This is a genomic window from Mesorhizobium sp. M0239 (assembly GCF_040321815.1).
GTDB lineage: Bacteria > Pseudomonadota > Alphaproteobacteria > Rhizobiales > Rhizobiaceae > Mesorhizobium.
The window spans coordinates 77,786-94,916 of record NZ_JAMYSG010000005.1 but is presented as its reverse complement, the minus strand read 5'-3'; the positions used below and the strand labels follow the sequence as shown (position 1 = coordinate 94,916).

At 64.9% G+C, this 17,131-nt stretch carries 13 protein-coding genes; 4 read left to right on the top strand and 9 right to left on the bottom strand.

Features of this window, described 5'->3' with window-relative positions:
• Positions 1-41: 41 nt before the first annotated feature.
• Both NKI99_RS06330 and NKI99_RS06325 read right to left on the bottom strand, forming a co-directional pair.
• Positions 42-5,630: an autotransporter outer membrane beta-barrel domain-containing protein gene (locus NKI99_RS06330; RefSeq protein WP_352610219.1), complete on the bottom strand. Its 5,589-nt coding sequence runs from the start codon at positions 5,628-5,630 to the stop codon at positions 42-44.
• Positions 5,627-7,657: a hypothetical protein gene (locus NKI99_RS06325; protein ID WP_352610216.1), complete on the bottom strand. Its 2,031-nt coding sequence runs from the start codon at positions 7,655-7,657 to the stop codon at positions 5,627-5,629. Before NKI99_RS06325 ends, NKI99_RS06330 begins: the two co-directional genes overlap by 4 nt.
• Here NKI99_RS06325 and NKI99_RS06320 point away from each other — a divergent pair.
• Positions 7,637-8,032 (top strand): hypothetical protein, encoded by a 396-nt coding sequence (locus NKI99_RS06320; RefSeq protein WP_352610213.1) that lies wholly within the window; start codon positions 7,637-7,639, stop codon positions 8,030-8,032. The two genes, NKI99_RS06325 and NKI99_RS06320, sit on opposite strands and share 21 nt — an antisense overlap.
• Before the next feature lie 654 nt (positions 8,033-8,686).
• Here NKI99_RS06320 and NKI99_RS06315 read toward each other — a convergent pair.
• The gene (locus tag NKI99_RS06315) at positions 8,687-8,995 is read right to left on the bottom strand and encodes a hypothetical protein (RefSeq protein ID WP_164780000.1); all 309 of its coding nucleotides are present in this window, start codon (positions 8,993-8,995) and stop codon (positions 8,687-8,689) included.
• A gap of 130 nt (positions 8,996-9,125) precedes the next feature.
• On the opposite strand from NKI99_RS06315, the gene NKI99_RS06310 reads away from it, so the two are divergent.
• Positions 9,126-9,602 carry an NUDIX hydrolase gene (locus NKI99_RS06310; protein ID WP_352610210.1) on the top strand — a complete coding sequence of 159 codons (477 nt, stop codon included), beginning with the start codon at positions 9,126-9,128 and terminating at the stop codon, positions 9,600-9,602.
• A 4-nt stretch (positions 9,603-9,606) separates the two neighbouring features.
• Here NKI99_RS06310 and NKI99_RS06305 read toward each other — a convergent pair whose 3' ends face one another.
• The 5 genes from NKI99_RS06305 to NKI99_RS06285 all read right to left on the bottom strand — a co-directional run bounded on the left by NKI99_RS06305 (position 9,607) and on the right by NKI99_RS06285 (position 14,816).
• Entirely contained in the window at positions 9,607-10,458 is an 852-nt protein-coding gene (locus tag NKI99_RS06305; RefSeq protein ID WP_352610207.1) for a citryl-CoA lyase, read from the bottom strand.
• Positions 10,455-11,639, bottom strand: a complete 1,185-nt coding sequence (locus tag NKI99_RS06300; protein WP_352610204.1) for a CaiB/BaiF CoA transferase family protein — start codon at positions 11,637-11,639, stop codon at positions 10,455-10,457. Before NKI99_RS06300 ends, NKI99_RS06305 begins: the two co-directional genes overlap by 4 nt.
• 15 nt (positions 11,640-11,654) lie before the next feature.
• A complete protein-coding gene (locus NKI99_RS06295) occupies positions 11,655-13,178 on the bottom strand; it encodes a tripartite tricarboxylate transporter permease (protein ID WP_023812558.1) in 1,524 nt (507 codons plus the stop codon).
• Positions 13,179-13,182: 4 nt separating this feature from the next.
• The gene (locus NKI99_RS06290) at positions 13,183-13,719 is read right to left on the bottom strand and encodes a tripartite tricarboxylate transporter TctB family protein (RefSeq protein ID WP_127290747.1); all 537 of its coding nucleotides are present in this window, start codon (positions 13,717-13,719) and stop codon (positions 13,183-13,185) included.
• A gap of 122 nt (positions 13,720-13,841) precedes the next feature.
• Positions 13,842-14,816, bottom strand: coding sequence for a Bug family tripartite tricarboxylate transporter substrate binding protein (locus NKI99_RS06285; protein WP_128303197.1), 975 nt, complete (start codon positions 14,814-14,816; stop codon positions 13,842-13,844).
• Between the two features lie 183 nt (positions 14,817-14,999).
• On the opposite strand from NKI99_RS06285, the gene NKI99_RS06280 reads away from it, so the two are divergent.
• Positions 15,000-15,770 (top strand): IclR family transcriptional regulator, encoded by a 771-nt coding sequence (locus NKI99_RS06280; protein WP_023812555.1) that lies wholly within the window; start codon positions 15,000-15,002, stop codon positions 15,768-15,770.
• Positions 15,771-15,912: 142 nt separating this feature from the next.
• Here the strand turns inward: NKI99_RS06280 and NKI99_RS06275 are convergent, their stop codons facing one another.
• Complete coding sequence (locus NKI99_RS06275) at positions 15,913-16,446, bottom strand: GNAT family N-acetyltransferase (RefSeq protein ID WP_128303198.1); 534 nt, start codon at positions 16,444-16,446, stop codon at positions 15,913-15,915.
• Between the two features lie 197 nt (positions 16,447-16,643).
• Between NKI99_RS06275 and NKI99_RS06270 the strand changes: the two genes are divergently transcribed.
• Positions 16,644-17,105, top strand: coding sequence for a DUF2214 family protein (locus tag NKI99_RS06270; protein WP_352610201.1), 462 nt, complete (start codon positions 16,644-16,646; stop codon positions 17,103-17,105).
• Positions 17,106-17,131 lie beyond the last annotated feature (26 nt).

Here is a 17,131-nt window from a genome sequence, read left to right as displayed (position 1 = left end):
TATATCTGACGGACATGCCGACGCCATTGACGCCATTCAGCTCAAGGCCGGCGCCGACCCGATAGAGCGGCGAATCGACGGTCTCCGTCAAGTGCAATGCGGGGTTGCCAGGCAGATTCTCCGCCGCCGCGAAGCGACCTTCGATTTCCCACTCCTTGTCGGAAAACTCCACGCCAGCCTTGCCATAGACGCGAAGGCTGGCAATGTCGCTGAGTGCAAGGTCGGTACCGATCTCGAAAGCCGGCGTCGCCGAATAATACATGTTGGCGCTGCCGTCGAAGTTGAAGGCGGCAACCGAGCCCGCTTCCTTGCCGGAAACACGCAGCCAGCGCGCGTCGAACTGCAGGGTCGGCTGCAGGTAGAAAGCACCCATCTCCTGCGTTATGCCGAGCCGCGCCGAACCGCCGAACTGGGCGGTTTTCTGTGTGTAGGTGACACTGTTGCCGATGCCAGGCAGCAATGCCTCCGGCAGATAATCGCCGATCAGCGTTTCGCCCGGAATGAAGGCCACCTGATCGAGATGCGTATCGCGCTCGCCCTTGAAGGAGCCGGTGCCGCCGCCGAGTGCAAAGTCGATGAAATAGTTCTTGTCGGCATATTTCGCCAGCGCGTACGCCTGCCAGGATTCGCCTGTCGTCGCCGACAGAAGCTCGCCGTTGAAATCGATCTTCGAATCGAATTCGGTCCGGCCTATGGTTGCGCCAAGCGACCAGTGCTGACTGACCTCGCCAAGACCGCCAAGCGACATCGTCTTCAACACGTCGTCGCGGCTGGTGGTTCCGCCCCCCCGCGTCGCGGCTGTACTCGGCTTGCGGACTGATCGACGCCCAGACACAGCGTCCGTCGGGATCCTTGTAGGCGGGAACGCCGGTGCATTCGCGCGCCGCCTCCAGCATGATGTCCGTGGAGCGGTTGATCATCTCGAATGTGTGCACGGCATAGTGCGGCGTCAGCCGCGTCAGGGCCGCGCCGAGCTCCATTTCATCGGGCAGGAAGCGCAGCATGTTGATCAACAGCGCCATCGGATTGTCTGGGCTCGATGAAGCCTCGACATCGTCGAGATACTGCGCCATCTGGAAGACGCCGGGATCGGTCGTGCCGGAGTTAGGATCCTGTGCCAACTCCAGGAAAGTCGGATTGTCGGCATAGAGAACCAGATCCGTTCCGCCGACCACCTTGGTCAGGAAATTGAAGCCGACCGCCGGATGCAGCGTCGTCGGCGTGATGCCGGAATCGGTCATCGCCGATCCGGTGGCCAGCACATATTCGGCGAACAATTTGTCGATCGACAGGAAGTTCAACGGCGCCTCGCCATCGAAGTCGCCAGCCACCGTTAGTGCAAGGGCATCCGTGATCTGGTTGTTGAGATCGACGTCGGTGACGAAGTCGCCGGAGAATATCTGGGTGAAGCCGCCGGTGACATCCACTTTGGCCACGACGCCGATGCCCTGGTTGGTAAACAGCCCGTCATTGGTGAACTTGCCGCCGCCGAGATCGATGGTCTTGAGGCCGACCATCGAGGCGTCGGCGATATTGTGGAAGCTGTTCGTGCCGCCGCCGAGATCCATGTTGCCGATCACCCGTCCGAGCGTGTCGGCAATCTTCGAATTCTCCACATGGTCATCGCCCGATGTGCCGGTGATAGCCAGTGGACTGAAATCGTCCAGAAGCGATTCCAGGATCGCATTCGTCGGCACGACGGGACCGGGAGCCAACAGGAAGGCCTGAAATGCCTGGAATTGCGATGCCTGGATGGTGAAGCTCGGCGTTGCGCCCATCGCATAGAGCAGGCTGTGATTGATCAGATTGTTGTCGGCACCGCCGACAAGCATCGCCGCCACGCCGGTTCCGGCACCGCCAATCGTGTACTGGCCATTCAGGTTGATGGTGATGTTGCCCTTGGCGCCCTTGGCCGTGCTCTCGCCATAGACAGCCACAGAATCGGCACCTTGCGCGAAGAGGCTGTCGCCTGCCGTCAAATCGACCGCATGGGCATTGCCGGCGCCAGTGGCGCTCTGGCCGAACATCGCATACGAACTTGCGCCCTTGACCCAGACTTGGCTGTCCGTGCTTGCGGCCGACGCCGCGGCGTCGCCGATACCGCCTTGCGAGCCGGCCGCCGACTGGCCCATGGCCAGCGAATCCATGCCGCCGGCGCCTCCGCCACCGCCCACCGCTTGGGCAACGATGCCGTGGCCACGGTCGCCATCGGTCTCAATGGCGCCGGACTGGATGATGGTCACCTTGCCGCCGGTGCCCTTAGTGCCGCCAGGCGTGTTGAAGCCGATGGCGTTTGGCCCGCCGCCGTCGTCGTCAGCGCCAAAGCGGCCGAAACCGGCACCACCGATGCCGCCGCCGCCACCGACCGACTGCGCGATGATAGCGATGGAATCCTTGCCCGTCGTCGTGATCATGCCGGTGCGGATGACGGTAACATCCCCGCCATCGCCGCCATTGCCGCCGAGACCGCCAATGGCCAACGCATTCGAGCTCTTGCCCTTGGCGTCGCCGCCATAGCCGCCACCGCCGCCGACCGATTGCGCGACCACGCCGTGCGCGCGCTCGCCATGGGTGATGATGGTGCCGGAAACCGTGACATCGACCTTGCCACCATTGCCGCCATTGCCGCCAAAGCCGCCAAGCTGCAGCGCGACCGAATCATCTCCCGCCGTGTCGGCCGATACCACGCCGCCATAACCGCCGCCGCCGCCGACGGACTGGGCGAAGATGCCGAGCGCCCCATCCTTCCAGGTTTCGATGATGCCGTCATTGTTGACCGTGACATGGCCGCCATTGGAGCCGTCGCCGCTCGGCAGAGAAATCGCGCCGCCGATCGTCATGTCGGCCTCCGAAGCGTTGGCCGCGGCACCCGAAGCACCGCCGCCACCGCCTACCGATTGCGCGAAAATGCCGTGCGAAAGATAGCCGAGCGTGGTGATCTTGCCATGATTGTCGACGATTACGTCGCCACCGCTGCTGCCCCCACCGCCCAGCCCGCCAATCGCCAGCGTCACCGACGTTTCCGCGCTGCCTGTCTCGGTCGAGCCGGCGCCGGCCGCGCCACCGCCACCGCCCACCGATTGCGCGAAGATGCCGTGCGAATTGTCGCCCTTGGTCAGGATCTCGCCCGACCCGAAATTGGTTACATGAACGGTTTCGCCGCTCTTGCCGCCGGTGCCGCCGGCGCCGCCGAGGCTCAAGGTTATGGCCACATTGGAGTCCTTGGCCGAGGTGCCCGAAGCGCCGCCGACGCCGCCGCTGCCGCCGATCGACTGCGCCAGTATGCCGTGCGAATAGGCCTTTTCGGTCTGGATCCAGCCGCTGTTTTCGACATTGACCTTGCCGCCATTACCGCCAACGTTGCCGGACCCGCCCGGTGACAGGTTGACACTGACTTCCGATTCATCGGTATGACCGGTGCTTTCGCCGGCGCCACCGGCGCCACCGCCTCCGCCCACCGACTGTGCGAAGATGCCGATGGAACGCTCCTGCTGGGTCCAGATGCCGGCCGTGGCGAGATTGAAGACGTCGACCTGGAAAGCGCTGCCACCGCCGCCGCCTGCCCCGCCAAGCGCGCCACCGATCGCATATTTACCCAATACGCCCGATGTCGCCGAGCCGCCGACACCACCACCGCCGCCGATCGAGTTGGCGCTGATACCATACGAATCGGCGCCGTCGGTCACGATCAGGCTCCGGTTGGTTACAGAGACCGTGCCGCCATTGCCGGCGCCACCCGCGGCGAGGCCGATCGCCGCGCCGATCCCGACGGACGTCTCGCCTTCGCTGCCTCCGCCAACGATCTCCTCGTCGGTCGAAGCCGCGCCGCCGCCGCCACCGCCGCCGCCGACCGACATCGCCAGGATACCGATGGAGTTGAAGCCCTGCGTCCGGATTACTCCGGAATTGTCGACATGCACACCTGCGCCGATGACGTTGTTGCCGTCATCCAGGCGGAACAACGCCGCATCGTTGCCGGAGCCGCCCGAACCGCCAATGCCGACATTGACGGTGACACTCGTCTCGCTGGTGCCACCAAGATGGAACGCCTTGGCGTTGCTCGATCCGCCCATGCCGCCGCCGCCGCCCAGCGATTGCGCGACGATGCCCGAGGAGAAATCGCCCTTGGTCGTCAAATTACCGGTGTTGATCACGTCGACCGCGCCGGAGATATTGCCGGTGCCGCCCCCGCCTCCGACGGTCACATTGGCCGCAACGTTGACGCCTTGGCCGCCGCCCAGATCGGCGGTCGCACCGTTGGTCGAGCCGCCATTGCCGCCGCCGCCGCCGATCGACTGCGCAAGGATCGCCGCGCTCATGTCGCCATCCGTCTGCACCGCCATGGCATTGTGGACGAGCACATCGTCGCTGACATTGCCGTCGCCGCCGCCGCCGCCGATGCTCACCGTGGCGTTGACGCTGACATTGACGCCATAGCCGCCAGCCGCAGCCCAGGAATCGCCGCCATTGCCGCCGCTGCCGGCAACCGACTGGGCAAGAATGCCGCCAGCTTGGTAACCCTTGGTGACGATGCTGCCGCCGCCGCTGAGGCCGGTATCGACGATCACCAGGTCGCTGCGGCCACCGTCGCCGCCCCACCCGCCGACAGTAACGCCGAGGCTGACATTGACGCCGTTGCTGACCGAGCCGGCCATCGTGGCCGCACGGCCGCCATTGCCGCCGCCGCCGCCAATCGACTGTGCCACGATGCCGCCCGAACCGACCGCGTCGGTGTCGGCGATGATGTTGCCGTCCGCCCTGACCGTAACCTTGCCGCCAGGGCCGCCATCGCCGCCCTCGCCTCCAACCGAAACGCCGACCGCTGCCGATGCGTAGAAACCCGCGCTGAAGGCTCCGGAATAGGCATTGCCGCCATTGCCGCCGCTGCCGCCGACCGATTGCGCCAGGATGGCTTTGGCGCCCGCGCCTGCGACATGGATGTCACCCTTGTGCGTGACGGTGACCTGATCGCTCAGGTTCGCGTCGCCGCCGCCGCCGCCGATCGCGACGCCAGCCGCACCGAAGACACCGACCGCGCCGGCGCTGCCGCCATTGCCGCCGCCGCCGCCGACCGATTGCGTCAGGATGCCGTGCGCGAGCGCGCCCTTGGTGATTATGTTTGCGGTGTTCTTGACCTCGACCTGGCCACCCGCCCCGCCAGCGCCGCCCTGGCCACCGACAGCGACAGCGGCAAAGGCGCCACCGGCGCCCGCCAGGCCTCCATCACCACCTGAACCACCGACCGACTGCGCGAAGATGCCGATCGAAAGGTCCCTGTCAGTGGTGATCCTGCCCGTATTTTCGACATAGACTTTCTGGCTGCCGCCGCCGGAACTGCCGTTGCCGCCAATCGAGAAGGAAGGCCCGCCAACCGTCACCGCAAAGCCACCGGAGCCACCGCCGCCGCCGACCGACTGCGCCATGATTCCGTGCGACTGGACGCCTTCGGTCTGCACGATGGCGCCGTTGATGACATCGACGGTCTTGCCGCCGCCACCGCCGGCGCCCTTGCCACCGATCCCGATGCCGAGGCCCAGGTTCAGCCCTGCGGAGCCGCCGCCAGTGCCGCCGCCACCGCCAATGGATTGTGCGACAATGCCCGTCGAGCGATCGCCGATCGTATGGATCAAGCCGCGCCAATTGTGGCCCTGACCGTCTCGGCCTCGCCGGCCGCTCCGCCTTTGCCGCCGATGCCGATGGTCGCGGCGATAGCGCCGTTGAAAGAAAAGCCGCCATTGCCGCCGCCGCCGCCGATCGATTGAACGATCAGGCCGGCCGAGTCGGCTCCATGGGTGGTGATGGTGGTCGTCGTGGAGTTGTAGGCGACCTTGCCCGCGGCGCCGCCGCCGGCGCCACTGCCGCCGATGCCGACGGTCAGGCCAAGGCCGACACCGATGACGCCGCCGCCATTGCCGCCGCCGCCGCCGATCGATTGCACGATGATACCGGCCGACCTTTCCTTGAAGGTTTCGACCGAACCATTATAGGTCGCATCGACTGTCTTGCCCGCGCCTGCCGCGCCGCCGCCACCACCGATGCCCAGATTGGCGATCGCGCCAAACGTGCCGACGAAGCCGCCATTGCCGCCACCGCCACCGACGGATTGCACCACCAGGCCGATCGAGTCGGTGCCGTGCGTGGTGATCGATTGCTGTCCGCCATTGGCGGTGCGGAAGAACACGTCGCCGCCATCGCCGCCGCCGCTGCCTTTGCCTCCGATACCGACGCTAGCGCCGAAGAGCGCGCCTTCCACGACAAAGCCGCCATTGCCGCCACCGCCGCCAAGCGACTGGGCGACAATGCCTCCCGACCTGTCCTGCATGGTCTCGACGAAGCCGCCGGTGGTGACGTCGACTTTCCTGGCGAAGCCGCCTGAGCCAGCCGAACCGCCCACGCCGACAGCCACGAGACCCGCGCCACCGAGAGCGAAGCCGCCATTGCCGCCGCCGCCGCCCACCGACTGGGCGAGGATGCCGATGGAATCGGTGCCGCGCGTCGTGACCTTGGCGTTTGCGATGTTGTAGGTGACCTCGTCTCCGTTGCCCGCCGCGCTGCCGCAGCCGCCGACAGAAACGGACACGATGCCGCCAAGCGCAAAGGCGCCCCCGCCATTGCCGCCGCCGCCTCCCACAGACTGTGCGAGGATGCCAATGGCCGAACGACCGTTGGTGTCGACCGTCGGACCGGTCGCGGCCTGGTTGACGTTGACGGCTCCGGCATTGCCGCCGGTTCCGCCGCCGCCGCCGATCGCGACAGCGACTGCCGGGGCGACCGACAGGGCAAAGCCGCCATTGCCGCCACCACCACCGACCGACTGAGCCAGAACGCCATGCGCGCCATCGCCGCTGCCGTCAGCGCCGGTTGTTATCATCCCGCCGACATTGGCGGTGACGGTACCGCCTTTGCCGCCGCCGCCGGCCGAGCCGCCGATCGACACGATGCCGGCTGCCCCGCCGCCATCACCGCCGCCGCCGCCGACCGATTCGACCAGCATGCCAATAGCGCCGAGACCGTTGGTGGTGATGGTCCCGGTGTTGCTACCGGTTGCATTGGCGCCATCATTGCCCGCGCCGCCGGTGCCACCGCCGCCGAACAGGCCGAAGGCGTCGCCGCCGCCGCCACCGCCGCCGCCGACCGATTGCACGGCCATGCCGCTGGCGAAATCGCCATGCGTGATGATGCTGCCCGAGTTGCTGCCCGTAGCATTTCCGCCCAAAGTTGCGCCGCCGCCATTGCCGCCGCCGCTGACCACGCCGACGCCATCAGCGCCATTGCCACCCACACCGCCTGCCGATCGTACCAGCATGCCGTAGGAGGCGAATCCCGATGTTTCCACCTTGCCGGCGTTGCTTGCCGATGCGGTGCCCCCCGAGGCGCCATCGCCACCATCACCGGCATCGACGCCAAGACTGACGATGTTGTCCCCGCCCTGGCCGCCATTGCCGCCGCTGGCGTTGGAAAAGATGCCGTAGGAGAAGTCGCCCGTCGTCGTGATGTCGCTGGTGCCAGACGCAACGGCGTTGGCGCTGCCGCCGGTGTTGCCGCTTCCGGCGTCACCGCCGAGGTTCACGATCGCGGGAAGCGCGCCGCCGCCGCTGCCGCCATCCCCGCCGACCGCCGAAGCAACGAAGCCGTGATGGCCAGTGCCTGTGGTCAAAATCGTAGCGTTGTTGAGAATATCGACGGATCCGCCAACAGCGCCATTGCCGCCCTCACCGCCATTGGTTTCGAAGGGCGTTCCAGCCAGGCCCTCGCCGCCATCACCGCCATCGCCGCCATTCGCCGTACCGACGAATCCAGATGCGTTGACGTTTATCTGCGGAGCGTTGTTTACGGCTCCAGGGGTCGCATTTGTAATCGATCCGCCGGGATCGCCATTATCGCCATCTGCGTCAAAACCACCAGGTCCCCTGTCCGGAGCATCCGGGCCGTTCTTGTCTATGACGAACTGAGCATGCGCCGCCGGTATCGGCGGAAAATCCACCAGCGCGGTGGCGCCGAGGAGGACTATCAACCGTCCGGCAATCACTGACCGGTGACGGTGAGCCGAGCCCGACGCTTCTGGCACTCGTGGCGCCGGCCCCAGTTTGAACAAAGTCCACGTTTGCGCCGCACGGAGCGCACAAGGCGAGATGATGTCAAGCAGCGCTTGGCCAAGCGCTGCTTGCTGGGATACCTCTGCCAAGTAGGTATCGGCAGCGTCGATATCGGAACCCGAAACCGCGAATGCGTGTTTGATGGCAAAGCCACCACGCTTTGGAAACAAAGCCATGCACCTACCCCCCGTTTAACGGGGCGCGCCTCAATGCCTGGTTGAGTCCGACGCCGCCGCTATGCTCTGCTCATGCAATTGCAATAAGGATGCCGGCACTGTGCAATAAGGTTCAATGCATTAAAACAGAGCATCCGCATTCCCACTTGCGGAGCTCTGACTCAATTAGAATACATTAACTTATGCCGGATGAAACCGAAAATTTACGTGGGAACACTGACTAAAGCCGCTGGCGTTTCATAGTCGTCATATGACGACTATCTGCGGTTCGCGGCTGGAATCGCAGAACAAAGCGATTGGACTGCCCGATTTCGTGATGCTCGACCCGCTGGCCATGGCATCGCCGCGCAAACGTCCTATATCAGTGGGCAGAGTTTTTTGCGCGGGAATGAGCGAATGTCGGCACTTCGGCCATCAACGATCTTCACAGTGGCAATGCTGGCCACGGCAGTGCTGGCGGGCGTTTGCCTGCCGGCTTCCGCACAAGCGCTCAATTCCGCTACCGGCAACAATGCGCTGATCCGGCAGAACGACCTGCAAATCCTGCAAAACAGGATACAGCGGCAGCAATATCAGCAGCAACAGCAGCAGTACCGCGCCCAGGACCGCCAGATCGTTCAGCAACCGCCCCCGGTCGTGCAGCAGCTCAAGCCAAGCTGCCAGACCCAGATAATCGGCACCACCGCCGTGAGCAATTGCCGCTGACAACAAGGCCTTTTTCATTTATTTAGCCGACTTAGGTATTTCGAGTGTCTTTCGGCATATGCGAAAGTTTTGGCGGCACATGCGAAAGTTTTGGTTTTGCAACGACGCCTTGTCGCGCTATGCGGCATTGCATCGACTGGATTGACGAATGGCAGCCACCAAGAAGAAGGCCGTACGCAAGGCAAAGAAGGGTGAGAGGATCCGCCAGGTGGCGGCTATTCCCTTTCGGCTGACCGCGCACGGCGACATCGAGGTCATGCTGGTCACGTCACGCACCACCAGGCGCTTCATCGTCCCCAAGGGCTGGCCGATGAAGGGCAAGAGCGGGCGCAAGGCGGCCACCATCGAGGCGCAGGAGGAAGCCGGCGTACTCGGCAAGACGCTGAAGCAGCCGGCGGGCACCTATTCCTACTGGAAGCGGCTGGCCAATCGCTTTGTCCGCGTCGACGTCATCGTCTTTCTGCTCGAGGTAACGGAGGAACTGGCCGACTGGCAGGAAGCCAAACGACGCCAGCGGGCCTGGCTGGCGCCGGCCGACGCGGCCATGCTCATCGACGAGCCGGATCTTTCAACGTTGGTGAAAACGCTGAAGCTTCCTCAGCCTATGCAGGTGGACCAGGCGTAAAGCCTCACTCGCCAGGCTCATCGCTTTCGGGAAACGGCCGCACCGGCGTGCCGGTATAGGCCCACAGCCACTCGCGCGGCAGCGGCCCTTTGTTTCGCTCGGCCTGCTGCGACTGCTCCCAGGCATGCGCCAGGATGCCGACCGAACGCGACAGCACGAAAAGCCCGCGCGTCAGCGGCGGTGGAAAGCCGAGTTCGCCATAGATGACGGCGGTGGCGCCATCGATGTTGAGCGGTATCTTTTTCCCCTTGCGCCGCGCGACGTCCGCCTCGATCGCTTCTGCAATATCGGCGAAACGTCCATTGACGGCACCGCGTGCGGCAAATTCGCGGGTCAGTTCCAGCAAGCGCGGCGCGCGCGGGTCGACGGGATGGAAGCGATGTCCGAGCCCCGGCACATAGCCCTTCTCCTCGGCGAAGAACCGGTCGAGCCGCGCGGAGACTGCTTCATTCAGCGTCATCCCGGCATCGATCGCCCCAGCAATGTCACCATAGAAGGAAAGCGCCTGCTCGCCGGCGCCACCGTGCACGTCGCCGAGAACGTTGATGGCCGAGGCCATGGCGCTGTTGATACCGACGCCGCAGGTTGCAGCCATGCGCGCGATGGCGATCGATGGCGCCTGCGGTCCGTGGTCGACGGCGGCAGCCAAGCCAATGCCGAGCAACTCTGCCTGGTCCTCGCTGGGCAGTTCGCCGCGCAGCATCAGCCAGATGACAGCCGGGAAGCTGACGCGGCCGATCAGATCCTGGATCTCGTAGCCGCGCAGCCGGATGACACCAGGCCGCATCTCGATGATGTCGGTCTGCCACCATTCCTCGCCGCGCTCACGGCCTGTCTTCTTCTCCGTGCCGCTCATGCGCTTGCCTTTGTCTTGGCGCGCGGTGGCAGGTCGGCGAACACCTCGCCCATATGTTCGCCGAGCGCCGGCGGCGGCTTTGTCGGCAAGGGCGCCTCGCCATCGACCATGAAGCCGCCGCGCAGAACGGTCAGCGGCTTGTCCATGCCAGCCACATCGTCGAAATTCGCGGTCACCTGGCGTTCGAGGACTTGCGGCTCGGCCAGCACTTGCGGGATCGTCAGCACCCTGCCGGCAGGCACGCCGGCGCGATTGAGCATCTCTTCCCAGGCCGCAGCCGGCGCGCCCGCCAGGGCGTGCTCGATCTCGACTTTAAGCGCCGCACGGTTGCGCTTGCGCGTCTCGCGCTCGGCAAAGCGGGCATCCAAGGCCAGTTCCGGCCGGCCGATCAGCCGGCACAGCGTCACGAACTGTTCCTGCTTGTTGGCGGCGATATTGATGAGCCCGTCGCCGGTGCGAAACGCACCGGAGGGTGCCGCCGTCATGTTCTCATTGCCCATCGGCTTGGGGTCGATGCCTGCGGTCAGATAGTTGGAAACCGGCCAGCCAAGCGCGGAAAGTGTGCATTCGAGCATCGAGACGTCGAGAAAGGCACCCTCGCCGCTCGTCTTCTGCCGCACCAGCGCCGAGGTAATGGCGAACGCGCCGACCAGCCCGCCAAGCGTGTCGGCCACGGGATAGCCGACCCGCAGCGGCGCCGTTTCCGGTGTGCCGGTGATGCTCATGATCCCCGACAGGCCCTGGATGATCTGGTCATAGGCGGGATTGTCGCGCATCGGCCCGGTCTGGCCGAAACCTGATATCGCGCAATAGACGAGGCCGGGACGGACCGCCTTCAGCGCCTCGTAGCCAAGCCCCAGCCGATCCATCACGCCCGGGCGGAAATTCTCCACCAATGCGTCGGCGCTGGCCACCAGATCGAGAAAACGCTCGCGATCGGCTTGCTTCTTGAGGTAGAGCACCACCGACCGTTTGCCGGCGTTCTGCGCCAGGAACGATGCGCCCATGCCGGCGCTGTTCAGCTTTGGCGAGCCGCCGAGCTGGCGGGCCAGGTCGCCGCCTTGCGGCGCCTCGACCTTGATCACATCGGCGCCGAGCAGCGCCAGCTGATAGGCGCAGTAGGGACCGGCCAGCACATTGGTCAGGTCGAGGACGCGGATACCGGAAAGCAGTTCTGTCATGGCATCATGGATCGATCAGGCATCGCCGGGCACATGCTCCGGTCCGCGCCGACGCCGATGCTCGATGAAGGCCCAGATATGCGGGCCGGCGAGGCCGATGAAGGCGAGCGTCAGCAGCGTCAGCGACAGCTTGTGGGTGTAGAACACCGACCAGTCGCCATTCGAGATGGTCATCGCCCGGCGGAACTGGGTTTCGGCGAGCGGCCCAAGGATCATGCCGATAATGACAGGCGCGGTCGGGAAATCGAACCGCCGCATCAGGAAACCGGCCGCTCCCAGCAGATAGAGGATGACGAGGTCGATGGGCGACTGCGAAATACCATAGGTGCCGACCGTCGCGAACACCAGGATGCCGGCATAAAGCTGCGGCGCCGGGATTTTCAGCAACCGCACCCACAGCCCGATCAACGGCAGGTTGAGGATGACCAGGATGACGTTGGCGATGAACAGGCTGGCGATCAGCCCCCAGACGAGATCGCCCTGGGTCGTGAGAAGCAGCGGTCCGGGATTGATGCCGTAGCTCTGGAAGGCCGACAGCATGATCGCCGCCGTCGCCGACGTTGGCAGGCCGAGCGTCAGCATCGGCACCAGCACGCCGGCTGCAGACGCATTGTTGGCGGCTTCCGGGCCGGCGACGCCTTCGATGGCGCCGACCGTGCCGAACTCCTCCTTGTGCTTCGACAGCTTCTTTTCGATGGCGTAGGACAGGAATGTCGGGATTTCGGCACCGCCGGCCGGCATGGCGCCGATCGGGAAGCCGATCGCAGCGCCGCGCAGCCACGGTTTCCACGAACGCCCCCATTCGGCTGCCGTCATGTAGAGCGAGCCCTTCAGCGGCACGATCTCGTCCTTGCCGGCATAGCGGCGCGAGGCCATGTACAGTGTCTCGCCGACGGCAAATAGGCCAACGGCGGCGATGATGACATCGACGCCATCGAGCAGTTCGTTCGTGCCGAAGGTGAAGCGCGGCTGGCCGGTCTGCAGGTCGACGCCGATCATGCCGATGACGAAGCCGGCGAACAGGCTGGTCAGGCCGCGCACCGACGACGAGCCGAGCACCGCCGAAACGGTGATGAAGGCCAGCACCATCAGCGAGAAATATTCGGCCGGACCGAAGGCCAGCGCGAATTTGACCACCACCGGCGCCAGGAAGGCAACGCCCATCGTGCCGATCGTGCCAGCGACGAACGAGCCGATCGCCGACGTGGCGAGTGCTGCACCGCCACGGCCGGAACGCGCCATCCTGTTGCCTTCCAACGCAGTGACGATGGTGGCGCTTTCGCCGGGCGTGTTGAGCAGGATCGACGTCGTCGAACCGCCGTACATGGCGCCGTAGTAGATGCCGGCGAACAGGATGAAGGATGCCTCCGGCGCCACCTGATAGGTGATCGGCAAAAGCAGCGCGATGGTCAGCGCCGGCCCAAGACCGGGCAGCACGCCGATGGCGGTGCCAAGCGTGGTGCCAAGCAGGCACCACAGAAGGTTGACCGGGGTGAAGGCGACCGAGAAGCCATGTGCGAGATGTCCGAGCGTTTCCATGGCGTCAGCCCCTCAACACGGTGATGAACGCATCGATGACCGTGTTCAGCTGGTTCTCGATGAAACCGGCACCGATGTTGACGCCAAGCGCCCTGGCGAAGCCGAAATAGGCGGCCAGCGCCAGGATCAGGCCGAGCACTGCGTCACGCAGTGTGCGCTTGCTGCCGAAGCCGTAGCAGACCAGAACGAACATAATGACCGAGGCGGCGGTAAAGCCGAGCGGCTGGATCAGCACCAGGTTTGCCACCAGCCCGATAACGACGATGCCCATCGCCTTCCAGTCGGTCGGCGTTTCCTTTTCTTCCTCCGGCTGCCAGCCGCCGCGCAGCGCTGCGAGGATGAGCAGCAGCGAAAGCACGATCATGCCGGTCATGGTGATATAGGGAAAGACGGTCGGCCCGACCTTGGAATAGAGCGGCGACACCGGGATCGCCAAGGTCTGCCAGGCTACGGCCCCGGCGCAGGCGAGAAGCCCGACGCCGATCAACAATTCGGGCATGGCAAGGCGCGGGGGCGCCGCCTGAGGGTCGCTGGTGCTCATCGGTGTCCTCCCAAGGTGGCCGGCATCCTCCAGCCGACCGCATCCGCAGTTTCGCCGCATCATATGTCCATGCGGCAGGCGAGATGGGAAGGGGGCGGCACTCTAACCGCCCCCTGAAGACATCAGGCGAGGCCGAGATCCTTGAGGATCGCGGTGATGCGGGCCGTGTCCTCGGTGAGGAATTTTGCGTAGTCGTCGCCAGTCAAAAGGATGGGCGTCCAGTTGCGGTTTTTGCACTCGGTTGCCCATGCATCGCTCTTGGCCATGGTCTCGATCATTGTGACCATCGCCGCCTTGTCGGCGTCGGAAATGCCCGGCGGTGCGAAGACGCCGCGCCAGTTGAACAGCTCGACATCGATGCCGGCCTCCTTCAGCGTCGGCGCATCGATGCCGTCCTGGCGCTTGTCTGCCGAGATGGCGAGCAGCCGCAGCGCGCCCGCCTTGACCTGCTCGGAGAACTCGCCAAAGCCGGAGATGCCGGCCGCGACCTGGTTGCCGAGCAGCGCCGACAATGCCTCACCGCCGCCGGCGAACGGCACGTAGGACAGGTTTGTCGCCGGCACGCCGACCGTCTTGGCAATCAAGCCGAACAGGATGTGATCCGAACCGCCGGCGGAGCCGCCGGCGACGGGAACTTTTGTCGGATCGGCCTTGAGCGCGGCGACGAAATCAGCGGCCGTCTTGAACGGCGACTCCGCCGGCACGACCAAGGCCTCGAACTCGCCGGTGAGGCGGGCGATCGGGGTGACTTGCGTCAGATTGTTCGCGGCCTTGTTGGCAATGATGGCGCCAACCATGACCATGCCGGCAACCATCAGGGAATTGCCTTTGCCGTTCCACTGGCTGATGAATTGCGGCAGCCCGACAGTGCCGCCGGCGCCGCCGACATTGGTGATCTGCGAACCCGAGATGAGCTTTTCACTGCGCAGCACCTGGTCGATCGTGCGCGCCGTCTGGTCCCAGCCACCACCGGGTGCGGCAGGCACGAAGAGCTGTATCTGGGGCGCGCCTTCGGCGAAAGCGGGAGAAAGATGCGACGTCATCAGCCCGGCACCCACGGCTGCGGTGCTCATCAAAAATCTGCGTCTGTTCAGCATGGGGATTCCTCCAAATCACGACACCTCCTCCGGTGCCCGCCAAAACGCGCCTGCATCCAGACCCGTCATCGATTTCAAGCAGATGTTACGGAGTTCTGTCAACGGAAACGATATTCTACTGGACAGAACGATTTGGCGGCGCGACAGAGTCGCGTGCTCGGCTTTCTTCAAACTGGAACCGCCATGGACTCGCCAAGCAAATCGGCAAATGGGGAAATAGATCGCACCTCGGCGGACGGTGTTGCCGCGCTTGATCGGGCCATTGCCATCCTCGATGCCTTCACCACGGATGACCGGTCGCTCAGCCTGGCCGAAATCGCGGCGCGCACCGGCCTCTACAAGAGCACCATCCTGCGGCTTGCGAATTCCCTTTTGCGCGGACGATTGCTCGAGCGCCTCGACAACGGGCGCTACCGCGTCGGACCCGCGACCTTTCGGCTCGGTGCGCTCTACCAGCGTTCGGTCGTGGCGGTCGATATCCTGCTGCCGATCATGCGCGATCTTTCCGAGCGAAGCTGGGAGAGCGTTGCCTTCTATGTTCGCTCGGGCGATGTCCGCACCTGTCTCTACCGCGTCGAATCCAAGCACCCGATCCGCTACACGATACGCGAAGGCGACGTATTGCCTTTGCTGCTGGGCTCGGGCGGCCGCGTGCTCGCAGCGTTTTCGGGCCAGCAGGGCGAACCCTACGAGACCATCCGCAAGACCTGCAACTGCCTCGCCGTGGGCGACCGGGACCCCGAGACGGGGGGCGTGTCGGCGCCGGTGTTCGGCCCAGGAGGCGTCCTGCTCGGCGCCTTGACCCTGGCTGGGCCCAGCACGCGCGTCGACGCGGCATTTCTGCAGCGCATGAAGCGTCCGCTGCTCGAGGCGGCGGCCCGCGCCACCCGCGCCTTCGGCGAGGACGCCTCCATGCTGGAGCGGGCAAGCCTGGCAGCGGACGCCATGCCGTAGAATGCGTCCCGGTTGGAAGGCTCGCTCAGGGTCAATTTGACCAGAACCACACGGCGGTTCTTGGCGGGGCCCGCCTCGTCATCATTGCTGGCGACAGGCGCCATCATGCCGGCGCCGGCAGCGGGCAGCCTCGCCGCTCAGGTCACCGCGCCAGCAGGATGGTCGGAGTGTCATGATAGGTGGTCTTCACCACTTCCCGGTAACCGCACTTGGCAGCCACCCTCAGCGAAGCGCCGTTTTCCGGATCGATGATGCAGACGGTCTTCTCGCGCCCGAAAATCGCTTCGCCCCACGCCAGGACGCGGGCAACCACCTCGGTGGCGAAGCCCGCCCCGTGCACGGCCGGAACCAGCGCCCACCCGGCCTCGGGAATGCCTTCGATCGATGGTTCCATGTCGCGCTTCAGATCGTGAAACCCGGCCTCGCCGATGAAGCGCCCGGTCGCCTTCTCCTCGATCGCCCAGAAGCCATAGCCGAGCAGCGACCACAGGCCGGCGTGACGCAGGAAGCGCATCCAGCTCTCTTCGCGCGTGCGCGGCTTGCCCCCGATGAAACGGGTGACCACTGGATCGGTCCACATCGCGGCATAGGCGTCGAAATCGTCCAGCCGGTGTGCCCGCAGGATGGTTCGCTTCGTTTCGATGACAGGAGCGCTGGTCGCTTGTGGATTGTTCATGGGATCTGCCTCGCACGGATCGCCAGCGATTAGCAAATCGCCGATGCGGCGCAAGGGGCCAGGGCAACACGGCCCATCATCCAGGCGCCGCTATGGGAATTTTGCGAGACGGTGTTATTTTTCACCGCAGGCCGATTTCAACACCTGCCAGCGCGACTTTCAAGCGCGCATTGGCGCCGTCAAACCCGGGGAAGAGCATGGACACCACCGATCTTGCGCTTGCGATCTTCCATCATCTGCTGGTGTTTTCGCTGGCGGGAATCATCGGCGCCGAATTCGTCCTGATCCGCGGCGATCTGGGTGCTGCGACGCTCAAGAGGCTCGCCGGCATCGACCGCCATTACGGCGTCATCGCCGCGCTGATCATCGTCGTCGGCATCGGCCGCGTCTTCTATGGCCTCAAGGGCTGGGAATTCTACGTCTACAACTGGGTGTTCTGGGCCAAGATAGCGGCGTTCATCGTGGTCGGCCTGCTGTCGATCATCCCGACCGTCCGCTTCATATCCTGGAACAGGCAGGCGAGCGGCAATGCCTCGTTCCAGGTGCCGGCGACCGAACTTGCGTCCGTGAAGACCTATATCCGCGCCGAAGCTTTCATCTTCCTGCTCATCCCGGTCTTCGCGGCGGCGATGGCGCGCGGCTACGGCTACTTAGGATAGGGCCGATCAGCAGTTTGCCGTTTGCC

Bases quoted from the DNA above. Each gene is read 5' to 3' on its own strand.
- NKI99_RS06320 (WP_352610213.1), top strand. From the start codon at position 7,637: ATGGCCAGTGCCTGTGGTCAAAATCGTAGCGTTGTTGAGAATATCGAC.
- NKI99_RS06315 (WP_164780000.1), bottom strand. From the start codon at position 8,995: ATGAAAAAGGCCTTGTTGTCAGCGGCAATTGCTCACGGCGGTGGTGCC.
- NKI99_RS06270 (WP_352610201.1), top strand. From the start codon at position 16,644: ATGGACACCACCGATCTTGCGCTTGCGATCTTCCATCATCTGCTGGTG.
- NKI99_RS06285 (WP_128303197.1), bottom strand. From the start codon at position 14,816: ATGCTGAACAGACGCAGATTTTTGATGAGCACCGCAGCCGTGGGTGCC.
- NKI99_RS06290 (WP_127290747.1), bottom strand. From the start codon at position 13,719: ATGAGCACCAGCGACCCTCAGGCGGCGCCCCCGCGCCTTGCCATGCCC.
- NKI99_RS06275 (WP_128303198.1), bottom strand. From the start codon at position 16,446: ATGAACAATCCACAAGCGACCAGCGCTCCTGTCATCGAAACGAAGCGA.
- NKI99_RS06310 (WP_352610210.1), top strand. From the start codon at position 9,126: ATGGCAGCCACCAAGAAGAAGGCCGTACGCAAGGCAAAGAAGGGTGAG.
- NKI99_RS06305 (WP_352610207.1), bottom strand. From the start codon at position 10,458: ATGAGCGGCACGGAGAAGAAGACAGGCCGTGAGCGCGGCGAGGAATGG.
- NKI99_RS06295 (WP_023812558.1), bottom strand. From the start codon at position 13,178: ATGGAAACGCTCGGACATCTCGCACATGGCTTCTCGGTCGCCTTCACC.
- NKI99_RS06300 (WP_352610204.1), bottom strand. From the start codon at position 11,639: ATGACAGAACTGCTTTCCGGTATCCGCGTCCTCGACCTGACCAATGTG.
- NKI99_RS06280 (WP_023812555.1), top strand. From the start codon at position 15,000: ATGGACTCGCCAAGCAAATCGGCAAATGGGGAAATAGATCGCACCTCG.